This is a genomic window from Streptomyces sp. NPDC012794, from assembly GCF_042901085.1.
Taxonomy (GTDB): Bacteria; Actinomycetota; Actinomycetes; order Streptomycetales; family Streptomycetaceae; genus Streptomyces.
In genome coordinates this window covers 32,458-50,412 of record NZ_JBIBCI010000020.1, presented here as the reverse complement: position 1 = coordinate 50,412, position 17,955 = coordinate 32,458, and the positions used below count along the sequence as shown (strand labels likewise).

Here is a 17,955-nt window from a genome sequence, read left to right as displayed (position 1 = left end):
ATGGCGCGGGTTGCAGTGATCGGCGGCGGTATCAGCGGGCTGGGAACGGCCCTCATGCTCGGGCGGCGGGGCCATCCGGTCACCTTGTACGAACAGGACTCCCGGGAGGCCGGAGAGGACCTCGACCGGGACTTCTTCCACTGGGAGCGACCCCGGGTCCCGCAAGCCGTCCAGCCGCACTCGTTCCTCGCCCCCGTACGCACCGTCCTGCGCGCGGAGACCCCCGACGTGTACGCGGACGTGCTGGCGCGCGGCGCCCGGGAGTACCACGAGTTCGACTGGTTCGGCGAGCATCCGCCGCACCGGCCCGGCGACGAGGAGCTGGTGACCCTGCGCACCCGCCGCATCGTGCTGGAGGCAGCCCTGGCCGCCGCCGTGCGGCGCGAGCCCGGGGTCGACGTGCGGCGGGGCGCCCGGGTGAGCGGCCTCGTCTTCGAGGAGGGCGGTCCGCCCCGGGTCACCGGCGTGCGGGTGGGGGAACGGACTCACCCGGCGGACCTCGTCGTCGACGCCTCGGGCCGGCGTTCGCCGGTCCCCGCGTGGCTGACCGCGGCCGGCTGCCGCCCTCCGGTGGTCGACAGCCACCGCACAGGGCTGGCCTACCTGTGCCGCTGGTACGAGCTGCGGGCCGACGGCCCGCGCCACCCCGGAAGGGTGAAGACCGGCTCCGCCTCACCGTTCGCGCTCGCCGGAGTCTTCCCCTCCGACAACGACACCTTCGCGTTGCACCTCGTCGTCTCGACGGGTGATCCGACCCGTGGCGCGCTCACCGACCCGGCCGTGTTCGAGGCCGCCGCCCGCCGCTTTCCGGCCGCTGCCGCCTGGCTCGGCCTGGACCCCGAGCCGCGGTCGCCCGTCCTGGCGATGGCGGGCCTGGACAACCGCTGGACCTCCCTGACCGACGATGCCGGGCCCGTGGTCACCGGGCTGGTCAACGCCGGGGACAGCCTGATCCACACCAACCCGACCCTCGGGCACGGCGCCGCCCTGGGGCTGCGCGCCGCCCAGCACCTCGCGGCCCACGCGGACCGGATCGCCGCGGACCCGGCCGGCTACCACGCCTGGACGGTGGAGGCCCTGCGCCCCTGGTTCGACGCCCAGGTCACGGCCGACCGGGGCAACGAGCAGCGCCTCGCCGAGGGCGCACCGCTCACGGACCGGCGGGCCGCTGCCGTGGGCGCCTGCGCCTTCGACGACCCCGTGGTCATGAGGGCCCGGGCCCAGGTGCGCCACCTCCTGCGGCCCGCCGCAGACGCCTACGCCACCGAGGAGGTGGACCGGCACGTCACCGCCTGGCTGGCCGCCCGCCCGGAGTTCTCCCCGGCGCACGACGGCCCGGGCCGGGACGAGTGGGAGGCGCTGATCCCCGCCTGAGCCCCGGCGCGGGCCGGGGCCCGCCCGCGCCGGAGGGGATCAGGCGCGGGCGTGCGGGCGGTGGGCCGGGTCGCGGACCTCGCCCACCAGCATCTCCAGGACGTCCTCCAGGGCCACCAGGCCCAGGATCCGGCCCGACGGGTCGGCCACCTGGGCGAGGTGGGTGGCGTCGCGGCGCATCACGCTGAGGGCGTCGTCCAGCGGGAGGGTGGAGCACAGCGTGGTCATCCGGCGCCACACCCGCTGCGGCACCGCCCGCTCGCGGTCCTCCAGGTCGAGGACGTCCTTGACGTGGAGGTACCCCATGAAGGCCCCGGTGTCGGAGCGGACGGGGAAGCGGGAGTAGCCGGTGCGCACCGTCAGCTGCTCGATCTGGCGGGGGGTGACGGCCGGGTCCACCGTGACGAGGCGGTCCCGCCTGAGCAGGACGTCGGTGACCGCGCGGCTGCCCAGTTCCAGGGCGTCCTCCAGGCGCTCCTGCTCGACCGGTTCGAGGAGCCCGGCCCGGCGGGAGTCCTTGAGGAGCCGGCCCAGCTGCGCGCTGGTGTAGACGGCCTCCACCTCGTCCTTCGGTTCGACCTTGAACAGCCGCAGGACGAGCACCGCGCACGCCCCGAGGGCCGTGGTGACGGGGCCGCAGAGGCGGGCGAAGGCGACCAGTCCGGGGCTGAACCACAGGGAAGCCTTTTCGGGGGCCGCCATGGCGAGGTTCTTGGGGACCATCTCGCCGATGACCAGGTGCAGGAAGACCACCGCGGACAGGGCGACCACGTAGCCGAGGGGGTGGATCAGGCCCTCGGGCACGTGCGCGGCGTGGAAGGCCGGCTCCAGCAGCCGGGCCACTGTGGGCTCGGCGACCGCCCCGAGGGTGATCGAGCACAGGGTGATGCCGAACTGGGCGGCGGCCATCATCCGCGGCAGGTTCTCCAGGCCGTACAGCACCTGGCGGGCCCGCTTGGACTCGCCGGCCAGGGGCTCGATCTGGCTGCGGCGTACGGAGACGAGCGCGAACTCGGCGCCGACGAAGAAGCCGTTGGCCAGGACGAGGAGCAGGGCGAAGAGCAGCTGGAGCGCGTTCACCGGGCGGCGCCTTCGAGCTGGGCGGCCGGCTGGGCGCTCGCGGGGGCCGGTACCGAGCCGAGGCGGACCAGCCGCACCCGTTCGGCGCGGTTGCGCCGGACCTGGCGTACGGACAGCCTCCAGCCGGGCAGCTCGGCGCGGTCCCCGGGGGCGGGGATGCGGCCGAGGAGGTCGGCCACGAGCCCGGCGACGGTCTCGTACGGCCCCTCGGGCACGTCGAGGCCTATCCGGCGCAGGGTGTGCACACGGCAGCTGCCGTCGGCCTCCCAGGAGGGCCGGCCGTCCTCGGCGGGTACGGCTGCCAGTTCGGGGCTGTCGTCCTCGGCGAGGTCGTGTTCGTCACGGACCTCTCCGACGAGTTCCTCCACGATGTCCTCCAGGGTGACCACGCCGGCGGTGCCGCCGTATTCGTCGACGACCACGGCCATCGGCTGTTCGCTGCGCAGCCGCTCCAGCAGCGGCTGCACCGGCAGGGAGCCGGGAACCAGCAGCGGGGCGACGCAGATCCGGCCGACGGAGGTGCGGGCGCGTTCGGACTCGGGCACGGCGAGGGCGTCCTTGAGGTGGACGACGCCGGTGACCTCGTCGATGCGCTCGCGGTAGACCGGGAAGCGGGACAGGCCGGTGGCGCGGGTCAGGTTCAGCACGTCGGCCGCGGTGGCCGTGTGCTGGAGGGCGCTGACCTTCACCCGGGGGGTCATGACGTGCTGGGCGGTGAGCTCGCCCAGCGAGAGGGTCCGTACGAAGAGGTCGGCGGTGTCCTGTTCGAGCGCGCCCGCCTGGGCGGAATGGCGGACCAGGGAGACGAGCTCGCCGGGGGTGCGGGCGGAGGCCATCTCCTCCGCGGGCTCGACGCCCAGCGCCCGCACGAGGCGGTTGGCGACGGAGTTGAGGCCTGCGATGACGGGCCGGAACGCCCGGGAGAAGACCAGCTGCGGGCCGGCCACGAAGCGGGCGACCTGGAGCGGCCGGGAGACCGCCCAGTTCTTCGGGACGAGCTCGCCGACGACCATCTGGACGGCCGAGGCGAGCAGCATGCCGATGAAGACGGCGACGCCGGAGACGGCGCCCGCGGGCAGGCCGGTGGCGGTGAGGGGCCCCGACAGCAGGGCGGCGAGGGCCGGTTCGGCGAGCATTCCGACGACGAGGGAGGTGATGGTGATGCCGAGCTGGGTGCCGGAGAGCTGGAAGGACAGCTCCCGCAGGGCTTCGACGACCGTGCGGGCACGGCGGTCACCCTCGGCTGCGGCGCGCTCGGCCTCGGGCTTCTCGACGGTGACGAGGCCGAACTCGGCCGCCACGAAGAAACCGTTGGCGAGGATCAGTGCGAAGGCCGCCACGAGCAGCAGTAGCGGGATGGTCATGCCGCCGCCTCCGTGGGGAGGGCGGCGCGGATATTACCGGACGGTCCGTCCATTGCTGGAGGGAGTCACTCCTCTGGTCGCAGGTGCCCACGGGCCACGGGGTCCCGGGGCGGTGGGAGGGCGCACGGGCGCGCCCCGCCACCAGGGTAGTCATTGAGATCGCCGCAATGGGACGCAGCGGCCGCGGCACGTCGGGGTCAGTGGCCGTTCGCGCCGGTTCCGCGGGTTTCGGCGAGGGCGCGCAGGGCGCGGGCGTCGGCGATGGCGCGGGCCCGGGCGATGCCGGGCTGGATGCCGAGAACGGGCAGGCTGGTGCCGTCGCTGAGGTCGAGGAACACCCAGGGGTCGCCGGGGCGGAGGTTGACGCGCAGGATCTGCGCCCACGCCAGGCGGCGGGTGGTGGTGAGGTTCACCACGGTGACGCCGCTCTCGTCCGCGACCACCTTGGGGCGGCTGAGCAGGACGAGGACGGAGCTCAGCAGGACGGCGGTGAAGACGAAGCTGATCCGCTCGCCCGGGCCGAGGCTCTCCAGGAGCAGGGCGATCGCCGTGATCGTGGCGAACATCGCCGCACCGACGCTCAGCAGCACCGCCCGGGTGCGGTTCGGCCGGAAGGTGACCGGCAGGGCGGGGGGTGCGGGCTGGGCGGCGGACTCGCTCATGGTGCGCTGGGCCTTCTGGACGGGGCGTGCGGGAGGGAGGGCGCGGGGGTCGCGCGCCGTACGGGGCGGCGGGCCGGGTCCGTGGACGGACCCGGCCGGCGGTCCGCTAGAGGCGGCAGGCGTGGATCGAGGTGGTGAGGATCGCCCGCGCGCCGAGCTCGTACAGGTCGTCCATGATCCGCTGGGCGTCCTTGGCGGGGACCATGGCGCGGACCGCGACCCAGCCCTCGTTGTGGAGCGGGGAGACCGTCGGGGATTCCAGGCCCGGGGTGAGGGCGACCGCGCGCTCCAGGTGCTCGGCGCGGCAGTCGTAGTCCATCATCACGTAGCTGCGGGCCACCAGGACGCCCTGGAGGCGGCGCAGGAACTGCGCGACCTTGGGGTCGTCGGCGGGGGCGCCGGTGCGGCGGATGACGGTCGCCTCGGACTTGAGGATGGGCTCGCCGATGACCTCCAGGCCGGCGTTGCGCAGGCTGGTGCCGGTTTCGACGACGTCGGCGATGACCTGCGCCACGCCGAGCTCGATGGCGGTCTCGACGGCGCCGTCCAGGTGGACGACGGAGGCGTCGATGCCCTGGTCGGCGAGGTGCTTGGCGACGATGCCCTCGTACGAGGTGGCGATCGTCATCCCGCCGAAGTCCTCGGGGCCCTTGGCCGTGCCGGGCTTGGTGGCGTACCGGAAGGTGGAGCGGCCGAAGTTCAGCGGCAGGATCTCCTCGGCGTTGGCGCCGGAGTCCAGCAGCAGGTCGCGGCCGGTGATGCCGATGTCCAGCTTGCCCGAGGCGACGTAGATCGCGATGTCCTTCGGGCGGAGGTAGAAGAACTCGACCTCGTTGTCGGGGTCGACCGTGACGAGTTCCTTGGACTCCTTGCGCTGGCGGTAGCCGGCCTCATGGAGCATCGCCGACGCCGGTCCGGAGAGTGAACCCTTGTTGGGGACGGCGATGCGCAGCATGGGCTTCCTTTGGTGCGTAGGTGCGAAAGTGTGGGCGGGGCCCCGGGGGCCCCGGTGCGAAAGGCTCCGGCCTAAAGGTGCGCGTAGACGTCGTCGAGGGAGATCCCGCGCGCCACCATCATCACCTGGACGTGGTAGAGGAGCTGGGAGATCTCCTCGGCGGCGGCTTCCTTGCTCTCGTACTCGGCGGCCATCCAGACCTCGGCGGCCTCCTCGACGACCTTCTTGCCGATGGCATGGACGCCCTTGCCGACGAGCTCGGCGGTGCGGGAGGTGCTGGGGTCGCCGTTGGCGGCCTTGAGCTGGAGTTCACTGAAGAGCTCTTCGAAGCTCTTGGTGGGTGTGTTCGCCATGATGCCTTCAGGGTACGGGTTCACCCGGGGCCCCCGGTGCCGGGGTTCACTCCGTGGACTACCGCCAGGGTTCGCTGACGGTGCGCAGGGTCATGGCGGTGGAGACGGCGGCGGTGACCGCTTCGTGCCCCTTGTCCTCGTTCGACCCTTCGAGGCCGGCGCGGTCCAGCGCCTGCTCGTCGTTGTCACAGGTCAGGACGCCGAAGCCGACGGGGACGCCGGTGTCGATCGACACCTGCACCAGGCCCTGGGTGACGCCCTGGCAGACGTAGTCGAAGTGCGGGGTGCCGCCGCGGATGACCACGCCGAGGGCGACGATGGCATCGTATCCGCGTCCGGCCAGGACCTTCGCGACGACCGGGAGCTCGAAGCTGCCGGGGACGCGCAGCAGGGTGGGCTCGTCGATGCCCAGCTCGTGCAGGGCCCGCAGGGCGCCGTCGACGAGGCCGTCCATGACCTTCTCGTGCCACTGGGCCGCGATCACGGCCACCCGGAGGTCTCCGCAGTTCTTCACGCTCAGTTCGGGTGCGCCCTTGCCGCTCACAGCTCTGCTCCTCGGTGTTTCGTTCCGCTGGTGTGTACGAGTGGTGTGTCTGGGTGGTTACTGGTTGCCGCAGGCGGAGGTGTGCACGGCACCCTCCAGCCAGGGCAGGTCGTGGCCCATCCGGTCCCGCTTGGTGCGCAGGTACCGCAGGTTGTGCTCGCCGGCCTCGATGGGCATGGACTCCCGGCCGGAGACGGCGATGCCGTGGCGGACGAGGGCGGCCGACTTGTCGGGGTTGTTGGTCAGCAGCCGCACGCTCCGGACGCCGAGGTCGGCGAGAATCTGGGCGCCGGCGCCGTAGTCGCGGGCGTCGGCGGGCAGGCCCAGTTCCAGGTTGGCGTCCAGGGTGTCGCGGCCGAGCTCCTGGAGCTCGTAGGCGCGCAGCTTGGACAGCAGTCCGATGCCGCGGCCCTCGTGGCCGCGCAGGTAGACGACCACGCCGCGGCCCTCCGCCTGGATGCGGGCCATGGCGGCCTGGAGCTGCGGGCCGCAGTCGCAGCGCTGGGACTGGAAGATGTCTCCGGTCAGGCATTCGGAGTGCATCCGGACGAGGACGCCCTCGCCGTCGCCGACCTCGCCGTGGACGAGGGCGACGTGCTCGACGCCGTCGGCGGTGGAGCGGTAGCCGTACGCCGTGAACTCGCCAACGGCGGTCGGCAGGCTGACCTCGGCCTCGCGGCGCACGGTCGGCTCGGAGGAGCGGCGGTAGGCGATCAGGTCCTCGATGGAGATGATCGTCAGGCCGTGCTTGCGGGCGAAGGGGATCAGCTCGGGCAGCCGCAGCATGACCCCGTCCTCGCCGGCGATCTCCACGATGGCGCCCGCGGGGCGCAGGCCCGCGAGGCGGGCGAGGTCGACGGCGGCCTCGGTGTGACCGTTGCGGACCAGGACCCCGCCGGCCTTGGCGCGCAGCGGGAAGACGTGGCCGGGGCGGACGAAGTCGCCCGGCTGCGACGTGCCGTTGGCCAGCAGGCGCAGGGTGGTGGCGCGGTCGGCGGCGGAGATCCCGGTGGTGACGCCGTGCTCGGCGCCGGCGTCGACGGAGACGGTGAAGGCGGTCTTCATCGACTCGGTGTTGTTCTGGACCATCTGCGGGAGCTCCAGGCGCTCCAGCTCGTCGCCCTCCATCGGCGCGCAGATCAGGCCCCGGCACTCGCTCATCATGAACGCGACGATCTCCGGGGTGGCCTTCTCGGCGGCGATGACGAGGTCGCCCTCGTTCTCGCGGTCCTCGTCGTCGACGACGACCACGGGGCGGCCGGCGGCGATGTCGCGGATGGCCTGCTCGACGGGGTCGAGCAGGAAGGTCTCCTGGGCGTCCGGTGAGGCCGGGTCCGGCACGGACTTGAGGATGGTGGTCATGCCGTTGCTCCTTCGAGGGCCGTGGCGGGGGTGGTGCGCGAACGCTGGTACCAGTCGTAGGCGCCCCACAGGACGAGCGCGAAGTAGACGACGTAGACGAGGCCGGAGAAGGCCAGGCCGCTGTTGAAGGCGAGGGGGACGCCGACGAGGTCGACGAGGAGCCAGGCGAACCAGAACTCGACGAGGCCGCGGGCCTGGGCCACCATCGCCACGATCGTGCCGACGAAGATGTAGGCGTCGGCCCACGGGCTCCACGACAGGTTCGGGTAGAGGGTGAACAGGCCGCCCACGGCGAGGGTGCCGGCGGCCGCTCCGGCGAGGAGCAGTCCGCGTTCCCGCCAGGTGGCGGTGCGCACGGCGATGGAGCCGTCCTGGGCCTTCTGCCGGCCGAGCTGCCAGGCGCGCCAGCCCCAGACCGCGACCGAGATCACCAGGAGCTGCTTGCCGACGCCGCCCGCGAGGTGGGCGGAGGCGTAGGCGGCGACCAGGATCAGGCCGGAGAGGAGCTGCGCGGGCCAGGTCCATATGGAGCGGCGCCAGCCGAGGGCGAGCGCGGCCAGGCCGATCAGGTTGCCGATCATGTCGGACCAGATGACCTTCTGGCCGAAGACCTCGAAGGCCTGGGCGTTGAGCCAGGTCAGGGCGGTCACTGCTCCGTCTCCTTCGCGTGGAGGGGGTTCACGCCGGCGGCCAGCAGGCGCTCGACGTACTTGGCGAGGACGTCGACCTCGAGGTTGACCGGGTCGCCGCTCTGCTTGATGCCGAGGGTGGTCAGCGCGAGGGTGGTGGGGATGAGGCTGATGGTGAAGTAGTCGGCGGCGGCCTCGACCACGGTGAGGCTGACGCCGTCCACAGTGATAGAGCCCTTCTCTACGACGTACCTTGCGAGGTTCTCCGGCAGCGCGACCTTGACGATCTCCCAGTGCTCGGAGGGCGTGCGGGAGACGATCCGGCCGGTGCCGTCGACGTGCCCCTGCACGAGGTGGCCGCCGAGCCGTCCGCCGAGGGCCATGGGGCGCTCCAGGTTGACCCGGGAGCCGGCGGTCAGGGCGCCGAGGCTGGACCGGTTGAGGGTCTCCTGCATGACGTCGGCGGTGAACTCCCCGTCCGCGGTGTCCACCACGGTCAGGCAGACGCCGTTGACGGCGATCGAGTCGCCGTGCTTGGCGCCTTCGGTCACGACGGGGCCGCGCAGGCGGAAGCGGGAGGCCTCGGCGAGCTGCTCGACGGCGGTGACCTCGCCCAGTTCTTCGACGATTCCGGTGAACACTCAGTGCTCCTTGGGGGCGTTGGCGGGAACGGCGGTGATGCGCAGATCGGTGCCGGTGCGGACGGCCTCGGTGATCTCGAGGCGGACCGCGTGGGCGATGTTCGTGATGCCGGCGCCGGCGAGGACGGCCGGTCCGGCGCCGAGGAGGGCGGGGGCGATGTAGCCGACGACCCGGTCCACGGCCCCGGCTTCCAGGAAGGCTCCGGCGAGGGTGGGGCCGCCTTCGAGGAGGACGGAGCGCACTCCGCGCCCGTACAGCCGCTCCAGGAGTTCCGGGACGGCGACGCGGCCGTCGTGCAGGGGCAGCCGGAGCACGTCGGCGCCGGGCAGCTGCGAGGTGTCGGCGTCCTCGCCGGTGACGATCAGGGTGGGGCCGGCGTCGTCGAGGATGCGGGCGGTCGGCGGGAGGCCGGCGCGGGTGTCGACGGCGACGCGCAGCGGCTGGACGGCCCCCTCGATGCCCCGTACGGCCAGGTGCGGGTCGTCGGCGCGCAGGGTGCCGCCGCCGACGAGGACGGCGTCGGCCTCGGCGCGCAGCCGGTGGACGTCGGCGCGGGACTCGGCGGAGGTGATCCAGCGGCTGCTGCCGTCCTCGGCGGCGCTGCGGCCGTCGAGGGTGGCGGCGTACTTCCAGGTGACGTGCGGGCGGCCCAGCCGTACGGAGGTGAGCCAGGCGGCGTTGCCCCGCTCGGCCTCGTCGGCGAGGAACCCGGCCTCGGTGGCGACCCCGGCGGCGCGCAGGGTGGCTCCGCCCCCGCTGGCCTGCGGGTTCGGGTCGGGGACGGCGTAGACCACGCGGGCGACGCCGGCCTCGATGAGGGCCTGGGCGCAGGGACCGGTCCGGCCGGTGTGGTTGCAGGGCTCGAGGGTGACGTAGGCGGTGCCGCCGCGGGCGGCCGGTCCCGCGGCGCGCAGGGCGTGGACCTCGGCGTGGGGGCCGCCGGCCCGCTCGTGCCAGCCTTCGCCTACGACGGCGCCGGCGGGGTCGGTGATGACGCAGCCGACGACGGGGTTGGGGCTGGTGGAGCCGAGTCCGCGGGAGGCCAGCTCGATGGCCCGGCGCATCGCGGTGATGCTCGGGTCGGGTGCTGCCTGCGCGGCGTGTGTCGCCACCGGGTCCTCCTGCCTCATCGGGCACGGACTCCGGGGCCTGTCGGGATACGACAGATGAAGCGGGTGGCACGCGGGAACGCCGGGGCCGGGGAATCGGTCCGTCCGACACGTATCCGCTGGGGATACGCCGATGGACCGCCGACGGCGGCGTACCGGTGACTGGCCCGCCGCGCACTGCCTCCCATCCGGACTTTAACCGTCGGTCCAGGAATCTCACCTGGTCAACCGGCCGCTGGATGCGGACGGGTCGCGGACTATACCGCCGGTTCGGAATTACACCGACCCCGGAGTGCGCTGCTACTGGTACTAGGGCCAGTGTGCCACGGGCGCTCGGCGGCCATGCGGGTGAAGCGCTGTGGCCTGGCTCACAAGCGAGCCGTTCTCGAGCGCGCCGCTCCAGTGCCGGCGGTGCCGCGATCCCACCCCTCGGCACTTTGGTCCAGACCTATTGACGGGTTGGTCTAGTCCTCTTAACGTTCCCTTCATCTTCCCCGGGAGCCGGCCTGTCGACGTGCGCACGTCACGGGCCAACCAGCGCCACCTTCCTGCCTGTTGCCGCACGTTGGCCCCGCCACCCTCCCCTCCCCAGGAGGCACCATGCCGTCCCCCACACGTACGAGAGCGATGCTGCTGGCATCCGGCGCGGCGATCGCCGGTCTGCTGGCCGGCGGGCTCTCGGCCGGCGTGTCCCACGCCGCCGACCACGAGAGCTGCCGCCCGGACGGGCTGTACAAGACCACCGGTGTCGACGTCCCGTACTGCTCGGTCTACGACTCCGAAGGCCGCGAGAAGATGGGCGCCGACCACCAGCGCCGCGTCATCGGTTACTTCACCGGATGGCGCACAGGCAAGGACGGCAGCCCCGCCTACCTCGTCAACAACGTCCCGTGGTCCAAGGTCACCCACCTGAACTACGCCTTCGCCCACGTCGGCGCCGACAACAAGCTCTCGGTCGGCGCGGACAACGCGAACAACGCCGCCACCGGAATGACCTGGCCGGGCGTCGCGGGCGCCGAGATGGACCCGGCCCTCCCCTACAAGGGCCACTTCAACCTGCTGAACAAGTTCAAGAAGCAGTACCCGGACGTCAAGACGCTCATCTCGGTCGGCGGCTGGGCCGAGACCGGCGGCTACTTCGGCGACGACGGCAACCGGGTCGCCTCCGGCGGGTTCTACTCGATGGCCACCAACGCCGACGGCTCCGTCAACACGGCCGGCATCGAGACCTTCGCGGATTCCTCCGTCGAGTTCATCCGGAAGTACGGGTTCAACGGCGTCGACATCGACTACGAGTACCCGACCACCATGAAGGACGCGGGCAACCCGCTGGACTGGCAGCTGTCCAACGCCCGCCGCGCCGGCCTGGTCAAGGGCTACGACGTCCTCATGAGGACCCTGCGCGAGAAGCTCGACCGCGCGGGCGCCGCCGACGGCAAGCACTACCTGCTGTCCGTCGCCGCCCCCTCCTCCGGCTACCTGCTGCGGGGCATGGAGACGTTCCAGATGCAGAAGTACCTGGACTACGTCAACATCATGTCCTACGACCTGCACGGCGCCTGGAACGAGTACGTCGGCCCCAACGCCTCCCTCTTCGACGACGGCAAGGACGCCGAACTGGCCGCCGCCGGCGTCTACTCCACCTCCCAGTACGGCGGAGTCGGCTACCTCAACACCGACTGGGCCTACCACTACTTCCGCGGTTCGATGCCGTCGGGCCGGATCAACATCGGCCTGCCGTACTACACCCGCGGCTTCAAGAACGTGCAGGGCGGAACGGACGGCCTGTGGGGCAAGGCCCCGGCCACCAGCTGCCCGGCGGGCGCCGGTCTGACCAAGTGCGGTGACGGCGCGGTCGGCATCGACAACCTGTGGCACGACAAGGACGCCAACGGGGCCGAGTCCCCGGCGGGCTCCAACCCGATGTGGCACGCCAAGAACCTGGAGAAGGGCGTCGTCGGCGACTACGTCACCAGGTACGGCTTCCCCGCGAACACCACCCTGACCGGCAGCTACGCCCGCAAGTACGACTCCACCCTGGTGGCGCCGTGGCTGTGGAACGCGCAGAAGAAGGTCTTCCTGTCGACGGAGGACGAGCAGTCGGTGGCGGCCAAGGCCGACTACGTGATCGACAAGGGCATCGGCGGCACGATGGTCTGGGAGCTGGCCGGCGACTACTCCTACAACGCGGCCAAGGGCCAGTACGAGATGGGCGACACGCTCACCTCCCTGATGTACGACAAGTTCAAGGCGGCCACCCCGTACGGCGCCAAGAAGGCGGGCGCCGCGCTGCCCGCGCGGGCCGTGGACATCAAGGCGGAGTTCACCGAGTTCAAGCTGGGCGACTCCAACTACCCGATCACCCCCAAGCTCAAGATCACCAACAACACCAGGACGACGCTGCCCGGCGGCACCGAGTTCCAGTTCGACTACGGCACCTCGGCCCCGGCAAACGCCTCGGACCAGTCCGGCTTCGGCACCAAGGTGATCGCCACCGGCCACAGCGGCAACAACGTCGGCGGCCTCAAGGGCGACTTCCAGCGGGTCTCCCTGAAGCTCCCGGCCTGGCAGACGCTGGCCCCGGGCGCCTCGGTCGACCTCGCGTTCAACTACTACCTGCCGGTGTCCACGCCCTCCAATTGGACGGTGAACATCTCCGGCACCGCCTACGCCCTCACCGGTGACCTGGCGCGCGGCACCACGGCGGCGGAGCCCGGCGGCACCCAGCCGCCGACCACTCCCCCGACCACCCCGCCCACCACTCCCCCGACCACCCCGCCGACCACCCCGGGGACGTGCACCAGCCCGGCGTACGTCGCGGGCACGGTCTACAACTCCGGCAGCGTGGTCTCGCACAAGGGCCACACCTGGAAGGCCCAGTGGTGGACGCAGAACGAGGAGCCCGGCACCACCGGTCAGTGGGGCGTCTGGAAGGACCAGGGCGCCTGCTGACCCTCCCCCGCCGAGCGCGGTGAACACGAGGACCCGGTGGCCCGGCGGCCACCGGGTCCTCCCGCGTACGGAACTTCCCCGCCGGGCCCGTCACATTCCGGCGGGCCGTCCTGTCACCTGTACGAAGACACCGCGACAGGGAAGGACCCCGCACCATGAGCACGATCCTCGTCACCGGCGCCACCGGCACCCTCGGAGCCCCGCTCGTCACCCGGCTGCGCGAGCAGGGCCACGAGGTCCGGGCGCTGAGCCGGCATTCCGCCCAGTACCCCGTCGACCTGAGGGACGGCAGCGGGCTGGACGCGGCGATGGCCGGCGTGCAGGTGGTGGTCCACTGCGCGAGCAACACGCGCGGCGCGGGCAAGGGCGACGACCTGGCCGCCGGGCACCTGGTCCGGGCGGCCCGGCGGGCGGGGACCGTCACGAACGTCGTCTACATCTCGATCGTCGGCGTGGACGTCATCCCCTTCGGCTACTACCGGATGAAGCACACGGTGGAACGGCTGCTGGAGGAGTCCGGGCTCGGCGTGACGGTCCTGCGTACGACCCAGTTCCACGACCTGGTGGCCCAGGTGGTGGGGATGGCGGCCAGGCTGCCGGTGGTGCCGTTGCCGAAGGGGGTACGGGTCCAGCCGATCGCCGTCGAGGAGGTCGCGGACCGGCTGGCGCGGCTGGCGGTTCCGGTCGCGGCGGGCCGGGTGCCGGACATGGGCGGCCCCGAGACCCGCACGCTGGTGGAGTGGGGCCGCCTCCACCTCGCGGCGACCGGGCGCAGGCGCCGCGTGGTGGCGCTGCCGCTCGCGGGGAAGGCGTACGCGGCCTTCCGGCGCGGCGCCAACCTGGCACCGGCACACGCGGTGGGGCGGGGCACGTACGCGGAGTTCCTGGCGCGGCGGGTCTGAGCTCCGGGGAGCCGGGCGGCGTCGGCCGGCCGCCTCGGCGGGGTTCCGGGGGCGCCGGCGGCCGCCTCGGCGGGCTCGGACCGCGCGCCGCTCAGCCTCCGAACAGGTCGTCCTGGGCGGCGGCCCGGGCGGCGAGGCGGGCGCCCTCCAGGACGGCCGGGCCGCCGAGGGCGGTGGCGCGGACCGCTGTCGGGACGGGGGTCAGGGCGGCCAGACGGTGCTCGACGCGGGCGGCGAGGCCGGGGCCGCCCGCACGGCCGAGCTCCCCGCCGAGGACCACGCAGCCCGGGTCCAGGACCGCGGCGACGGCCGCCGCCCCCAGGGAGAGCCGCTCGGCGAGGGCGTCCAGGAAGGCCTCCCCGGCCGCGCCGGCCACGGCCTCCTCCACGGGCCCGGTGAAACCGTGCTCCGCCGCCAGGGCGGCCACCGCCGCGCGGCCGGCCAGGGAGTGGAAGCCGCCGCCGCAGTCGGTGGCGGAGGGCAGCCCGGCGGTGCCGGGTACCGGGAGGAAGCCGATCTCCCCGGCCCCGCCGGAGGCGCCCCGGCGCAGCCGCCCGTCCAGGACGACGGCGGCGCCGACGCCCGCGCCGAGCCACAGCAGGACGAAGGAGTCCAGGTCGGTGGCCGCGCCGACGCGCTGTTCGGCGAGGGCCGCCAGGTTGGTCTCGTTCTCCACCACCACCTCGGCGGGCAGCCTCCGCTGGAGGGCGGCGACCAGCTCCCGGTGCCAGGCGGGCAGCCCGCCGGTGTCGCGCAGGTCGCCGCTCTCCGGGGTAACCAGTCCGGGGGCGCCGACGACCACCGTGTGCAGCTGCCGCGCGCCGGCCTCCCGGGCCAGCTCCTCCAGGCGGGCCACGGCCTCGCCGACCGCGTCGACCGGCAGCGCCGCCCGCGCCAGGGGGTGCCCGAGGAGGTCGGTGACCACGGCGGTCGCGCTGTCGGTCCGTACGTCCAGGGCGGCCAGGTGGGCCCGGCCGGCGACGATCCCGTACAGGCGCGCGTTGGGGCCGCGCCGCTGTGCGCCGGACTCCCCCACGACCTCGATCAGCCCGGCCGCGCCGAGCCGTTCGACCAGGTCGGCGACGGAGGGGCGGGACAGGCCGGTCAGCCGCTTGAGCTGGGCCGCCGTCAGGGGGCCCTGCTCCTGGAGGAGTTCCAGGGCGAGCCGGTCGTTGATGGCCCGGGCCGTGCTCGGCGAGGCGGGGGACGGCACGGCCGTCGCGGCGGGGGTCAGCACCTTGGCAGGGGTCACGGCACCCATCCTAGGGAGGCGGTCCCACTAACTATCAGGCAGGCTCCCTGATAGTTTACCTCCCATGACCGGGGAATCCGACCTCAGCCCCGCGCGGCTGCGCCGCGCCCGCTTCGCGATCGCCGCCGTCTTCTGCGTGCACGGCGCCGTCACCGGCTCCTTCGCCACCCGCATCCCCTGGATCCAGGAGCACACCGGGCTCGGCGCGGGCACCCTGGGCCTGGCCCTGGCCTTCCCCGCCCTGGGGGCGGCCCTCGCCATGCCGCTGGCCGGGCGGATCAGCCACCGCTTCGGCGCCCGCCCCGCCCTGCGCGTCCTGCTGGCGCTGTGGACCCTGTCGCTGGCCCTGCCGGCGCTGGCGCCGGACCTGTGGACCCTGTGCGGGGCGCTCTTCGTGTACGGGGCCACCTCCGGCATGTCGGACGTGGCGATGAACGCCCTCGGGGTGGAGACGGAGAACCGGCTCGGCCGCTCGGTCATGTCCTCGCTGCACGGCATGTGGAGCGTGGGGGCGCTGCTGGGTTCCGCCGCCGGTACGGCCGCCGCCCACGCCGGGGCCGACGCCCGGGCCCACCACCTGGTGGCGGCGCTGGCCCTGACCGCCGCCGGACTGCTCGCCGTACGGGGGGTGCTCGACCTGCGCGCCGGGCACGAGGAGGAGGCCCCGCCGCGCTTCGCCCGGCCCCCGAGGGCGGCCCTGCTGATCGGCGGGGTGGGCTTCTGCGCGGTCTTCGCCGAGGGGGCGAGCCTGGACTGGTCGGCCGTGTACCTGCGGGACGTGCTGGGCGCGGCGGCGGGCCCGGCCGCCGCCTCCACCACCGCCTTCGCGCTGACCATGGCGCTGGCCCGGCTCGCCGGGGACCGGGTGGTCGACCGCTTCGGGGCGGTGCGCACGGTGCGGGCGGGCGGGGCGCTGGCCGTCGCGGGCGGGCTGGTCGTGGTCGGCGTCCGGCATCCGGTGGCGGCGATGGCGGGCTTCGCCCTGATCGGGCTCGGCATCGCGGTGGTGGTGCCGCTGGCCTTCGCCGCGGCGGCGCGCAGTGGCCCGGCTCCGGCGCAGGCCATCGCCGGGGTGGCGACGATCACCTACACCTCGGGGCTGATCGCGCCGTCGGCGATCGGCGCGGTGGCGGACGCGAGCTCGCTGGTGGTCTCGTTCGGGCTGGTGACCCTGCTGGCGTGCGCGCTGACCGCGGGGGCGGGGGCCCTGGGGGGCCGGCGGCTACCGGGAGCGGACGGATCCGCCAATCGGGACGAACCAGCCCCTATACGGCCTTAATATATGCGCTGGCCCGCTGCGGTGAACGTACGGCAGGCGGCCAGGATCCTTGATCGGCCGACGGAACGGAAGTGGTGGGACATGGGCTTCGGCGTGGGCTGGACCCTGCACGGAGACGGGCGGACGCCCGCTCCCGGCGCGGTGGTGCGGCCGGAGGAGCGGCTGTCGTGGCCGCGCACCGCCGGGCTCGGCGCCCAGCACGTCGTCGCGATGTTCGGCGCCAGCTTCGTCGCCCCGGTCCTCATGGGCCTGGACCCGAACCTGGCGATCATGATGTCGGGCATCGCGACGGTGATCTTCCTGCTCGCGACGCGCGGCCGGGTCCCCTCCTACCTGGGCTGCTCGCTCTCCTTCGTGGGTGTCGCCGCCGCGATCCGGGCGGGCGGCGGGGACAGCGCGGTGGTCACGGGCGCGGTCTTCGTCGTCGGCGCCGCGCTGTTCCTGGCGGGTCTGGCCGTCCAGCGGTTCGGGGCGCGGATCATCCACGCGGCGATGCCGCCGGTGGTGACGGGCGCGGTCGTGATGCTGATCGGCTTCAACCTGGCGCCGGTGACGGCTTCGACGTACTGGCCCCAGGACCAGTGGACGGCCCTGCTGACCATGCTGTTCACCGGGCTCGCGGTGGTGTGCCTGCGCGGGTTCTGGTCGCGCGTCGCGATCTTCCTCGGCCTGGTCTTCGGGTACGCGGTCTCCTGGGTCTTCGACCTGGCCTTCGGGAAGATCCACTCCACGGTGGGCGGACCCGAGGCCGTGGACCACTGGCGGCTCGACCTCTCCGGCGTGGGCAAGGCCGACTGGATCGGGCTGCCGTCCTTCCACGCGCCGGCCTTCGAGTGGTCGGCCGTCCTGATCGCACTGCCCGTGGTGATCGCGCTGATCGCCGAGAACGCCGGCCACATCAAGGCCGTCGGCGAGATGACCGGCGACCCGCTCGACGACAAGCTCGGCACCGCCATCGCCGCCGACGGCGCGGCGTCCATGCTGTCCACGGCGGTGGGCGGCCCGCCGAACACCACGTACTCCGAGAACATCGGCGTCATGGCCGCCACCCGCGTCTACTCCACGGCGGCCTACTGGGCGGCGGCCGGCTTCGCCCTGCTCTTCGGCCTGTGCCCGAAGTTCGGGGCCGTGGTGGCCGCGATCCCCGGCGGGGTGCTGGGCGGCATCACCGTGATCCTGTACGGCATGATCGGCCTGCTCGGCGCGCAGATCTGGCACAGCGGCCGGGTGGACCTGCGCAATCCGCTGAACCTCGTCCCGGCCGCGGCGGGCATCATCATCGGCGTCGGCGGGGTCGAGCTGCACTTCACCGACAGCTTCGAGCTGGGCGGCATCGCGCTCGGCACCATCGTGGTGATCACCGGCTACCACGCGCTGCGCTACTTCGCCCCCGCGCACCTGAAGGAGCAGGAGCCCCTGCTCGACTCCGGGACCTCCGACTACGACACCCGGGTCGACAAGCGGGGTTGACGGGTCTTCGCCCGAACCGGCGAAGC

Annotated in this window: 16 protein-coding genes and 1 riboswitch; of the genes, 5 read left to right on the top strand and 11 right to left on the bottom strand. The window is 73.2% G+C overall.

Going from position 1 to position 17,955, the window contains the following annotated elements:
- A complete protein-coding gene (locus ACFY7H_RS28675) occupies positions 1-1,374 on the top strand; it encodes an FAD-dependent oxidoreductase (RefSeq protein WP_388943719.1) in 1,374 nt (457 codons plus the stop codon).
- A 39-nt stretch (positions 1,375-1,413) separates the two neighbouring features.
- Here ACFY7H_RS28675 and ACFY7H_RS28670 read toward each other — a convergent pair whose 3' ends face one another.
- From ACFY7H_RS28670 to ribD, 10 genes are all read right to left on the bottom strand, one after another.
- Positions 1,414-2,454: a hemolysin family protein gene (locus ACFY7H_RS28670; RefSeq protein ID WP_388943717.1), complete on the bottom strand. Its 1,041-nt coding sequence runs from the start codon at positions 2,452-2,454 to the stop codon at positions 1,414-1,416.
- Entirely contained in the window at positions 2,451-3,818 is a 1,368-nt protein-coding gene (locus ACFY7H_RS28665; RefSeq protein ID WP_388943715.1) for a hemolysin family protein, read from the bottom strand. The genes ACFY7H_RS28670 and ACFY7H_RS28665 overlap by 4 nt, the downstream gene beginning before the upstream one ends.
- A 197-nt stretch (positions 3,819-4,015) precedes the next feature.
- Positions 4,016-4,480, bottom strand: a complete 465-nt coding sequence (locus tag ACFY7H_RS28660; protein ID WP_388943713.1) for a PH domain-containing protein — start codon at positions 4,478-4,480, stop codon at positions 4,016-4,018.
- A gap of 106 nt (positions 4,481-4,586) precedes the next feature.
- Positions 4,587-5,435, bottom strand: a complete 849-nt coding sequence (gene hisG, locus ACFY7H_RS28655) for an ATP phosphoribosyltransferase (RefSeq protein WP_388943711.1) — start codon at positions 5,433-5,435, stop codon at positions 4,587-4,589.
- A 71-nt stretch (positions 5,436-5,506) separates the two neighbouring features.
- Complete coding sequence (locus tag ACFY7H_RS28650) at positions 5,507-5,788, bottom strand: phosphoribosyl-ATP diphosphatase (RefSeq protein ID WP_388943709.1); 282 nt, start codon at positions 5,786-5,788, stop codon at positions 5,507-5,509.
- A gap of 58 nt (positions 5,789-5,846) precedes the next feature.
- Positions 5,847-6,332: a 6,7-dimethyl-8-ribityllumazine synthase gene (gene ribH, locus ACFY7H_RS28645; RefSeq protein ID WP_007262951.1), complete on the bottom strand. Its 486-nt coding sequence runs from the start codon at positions 6,330-6,332 to the stop codon at positions 5,847-5,849.
- 57 nt (positions 6,333-6,389) lie between these two features.
- Positions 6,390-7,694: a bifunctional 3,4-dihydroxy-2-butanone-4-phosphate synthase/GTP cyclohydrolase II gene (locus ACFY7H_RS28640; RefSeq protein WP_388943706.1), complete on the bottom strand. Its 1,305-nt coding sequence runs from the start codon at positions 7,692-7,694 to the stop codon at positions 6,390-6,392.
- The gene (locus tag ACFY7H_RS28635; protein ID WP_388943704.1) at positions 7,691-8,344 is read right to left on the bottom strand and encodes a nicotinamide riboside transporter PnuC; all 654 of its coding nucleotides are present in this window, start codon (positions 8,342-8,344) and stop codon (positions 7,691-7,693) included. Before ACFY7H_RS28635 ends, ACFY7H_RS28640 begins: the two co-directional genes overlap by 4 nt.
- Positions 8,341-8,964, bottom strand: coding sequence for a riboflavin synthase (locus tag ACFY7H_RS28630; RefSeq protein ID WP_388943702.1), 624 nt, complete (start codon positions 8,962-8,964; stop codon positions 8,341-8,343). Before ACFY7H_RS28630 ends, ACFY7H_RS28635 begins: the two co-directional genes overlap by 4 nt.
- Positions 8,965-10,095 carry a bifunctional diaminohydroxyphosphoribosylaminopyrimidine deaminase/5-amino-6-(5-phosphoribosylamino)uracil reductase RibD gene (gene ribD, locus ACFY7H_RS28625; protein ID WP_388943699.1) on the bottom strand — a complete coding sequence of 377 codons (1,131 nt, stop codon included), beginning with the start codon at positions 10,093-10,095 and terminating at the stop codon, positions 8,965-8,967.
- 149 nt (positions 10,096-10,244) lie between these two features.
- Positions 10,245-10,374, bottom strand: a riboswitch (FMN riboswitch).
- Between the two features lie 300 nt (positions 10,375-10,674).
- Here ribD and ACFY7H_RS28620 point away from each other — a divergent pair.
- Positions 10,675-13,026 (top strand): chitinase C-terminal domain-containing protein, encoded by a 2,352-nt coding sequence (locus tag ACFY7H_RS28620; RefSeq protein ID WP_388943697.1) that lies wholly within the window; start codon positions 10,675-10,677, stop codon positions 13,024-13,026.
- A gap of 155 nt (positions 13,027-13,181) precedes the next feature.
- Positions 13,182-13,928 (top strand): SDR family oxidoreductase, encoded by a 747-nt coding sequence (locus ACFY7H_RS28615; RefSeq protein WP_388943693.1) that lies wholly within the window; start codon positions 13,182-13,184, stop codon positions 13,926-13,928.
- 91 nt (positions 13,929-14,019) lie between these two features.
- Here the strand turns inward: ACFY7H_RS28615 and ACFY7H_RS28610 are convergent, their stop codons facing one another.
- Positions 14,020-15,189 carry an ROK family transcriptional regulator gene (locus tag ACFY7H_RS28610; protein ID WP_388943690.1) on the bottom strand — a complete coding sequence of 390 codons (1,170 nt, stop codon included), beginning with the start codon at positions 15,187-15,189 and terminating at the stop codon, positions 14,020-14,022.
- Between the two features lie 55 nt (positions 15,190-15,244).
- On the opposite strand from ACFY7H_RS28610, the gene ACFY7H_RS28605 reads away from it, so the two are divergent.
- Together ACFY7H_RS28605 and ACFY7H_RS28600 are read left to right on the top strand one after the other, a co-directional pair.
- Positions 15,245-16,459, top strand: a complete 1,215-nt coding sequence (locus tag ACFY7H_RS28605) for an MFS transporter (RefSeq protein WP_388943687.1) — start codon at positions 15,245-15,247, stop codon at positions 16,457-16,459.
- A gap of 81 nt (positions 16,460-16,540) precedes the next feature.
- Positions 16,541-17,929 (top strand): uracil-xanthine permease family protein, encoded by a 1,389-nt coding sequence (locus tag ACFY7H_RS28600; RefSeq protein ID WP_388943820.1) that lies wholly within the window; start codon positions 16,541-16,543, stop codon positions 17,927-17,929.
- The last annotated feature ends 26 nt before the right edge of the window (positions 17,930-17,955 follow it).

Coding starts and splice junctions, on each gene's coding strand:
- ACFY7H_RS28665 (WP_388943715.1), bottom strand. CDS start 3,818: ATGACCATCCCGCTACTGCTGCTCGTGGCGGCCTTCGCACTGATCCTC.
- ACFY7H_RS28660 (WP_388943713.1), bottom strand. CDS start 4,480: ATGAGCGAGTCCGCCGCCCAGCCCGCACCCCCCGCCCTGCCGGTCACC.
- ACFY7H_RS28605 (WP_388943687.1), top strand. CDS start 15,245: ATGACCGGGGAATCCGACCTCAGCCCCGCGCGGCTGCGCCGCGCCCGC.
- ACFY7H_RS28615 (WP_388943693.1), top strand. CDS start 13,182: ATGAGCACGATCCTCGTCACCGGCGCCACCGGCACCCTCGGAGCCCCG.
- ACFY7H_RS28610 (WP_388943690.1), bottom strand. CDS start 15,189: ATGGGTGCCGTGACCCCTGCCAAGGTGCTGACCCCCGCCGCGACGGCC.
- ACFY7H_RS28640 (WP_388943706.1), bottom strand. CDS start 7,694: ATGACCACCATCCTCAAGTCCGTGCCGGACCCGGCCTCACCGGACGCC.
- ACFY7H_RS28600 (WP_388943820.1), top strand. CDS start 16,541: ATGGGCTTCGGCGTGGGCTGGACCCTGCACGGAGACGGGCGGACGCCC.
- hisG (WP_388943711.1), bottom strand. CDS start 5,435: ATGCTGCGCATCGCCGTCCCCAACAAGGGTTCACTCTCCGGACCGGCG.
- ACFY7H_RS28620 (WP_388943697.1), top strand. CDS start 10,675: ATGCCGTCCCCCACACGTACGAGAGCGATGCTGCTGGCATCCGGCGCG.
- ACFY7H_RS28675 (WP_388943719.1), top strand. CDS start 1: ATGGCGCGGGTTGCAGTGATCGGCGGCGGTATCAGCGGGCTGGGAACG.
- ribD (WP_388943699.1), bottom strand. CDS start 10,095: ATGAGGCAGGAGGACCCGGTGGCGACACACGCCGCGCAGGCAGCACCC.
- ACFY7H_RS28650 (WP_388943709.1), bottom strand. CDS start 5,788: ATGGCGAACACACCCACCAAGAGCTTCGAAGAGCTCTTCAGTGAACTC.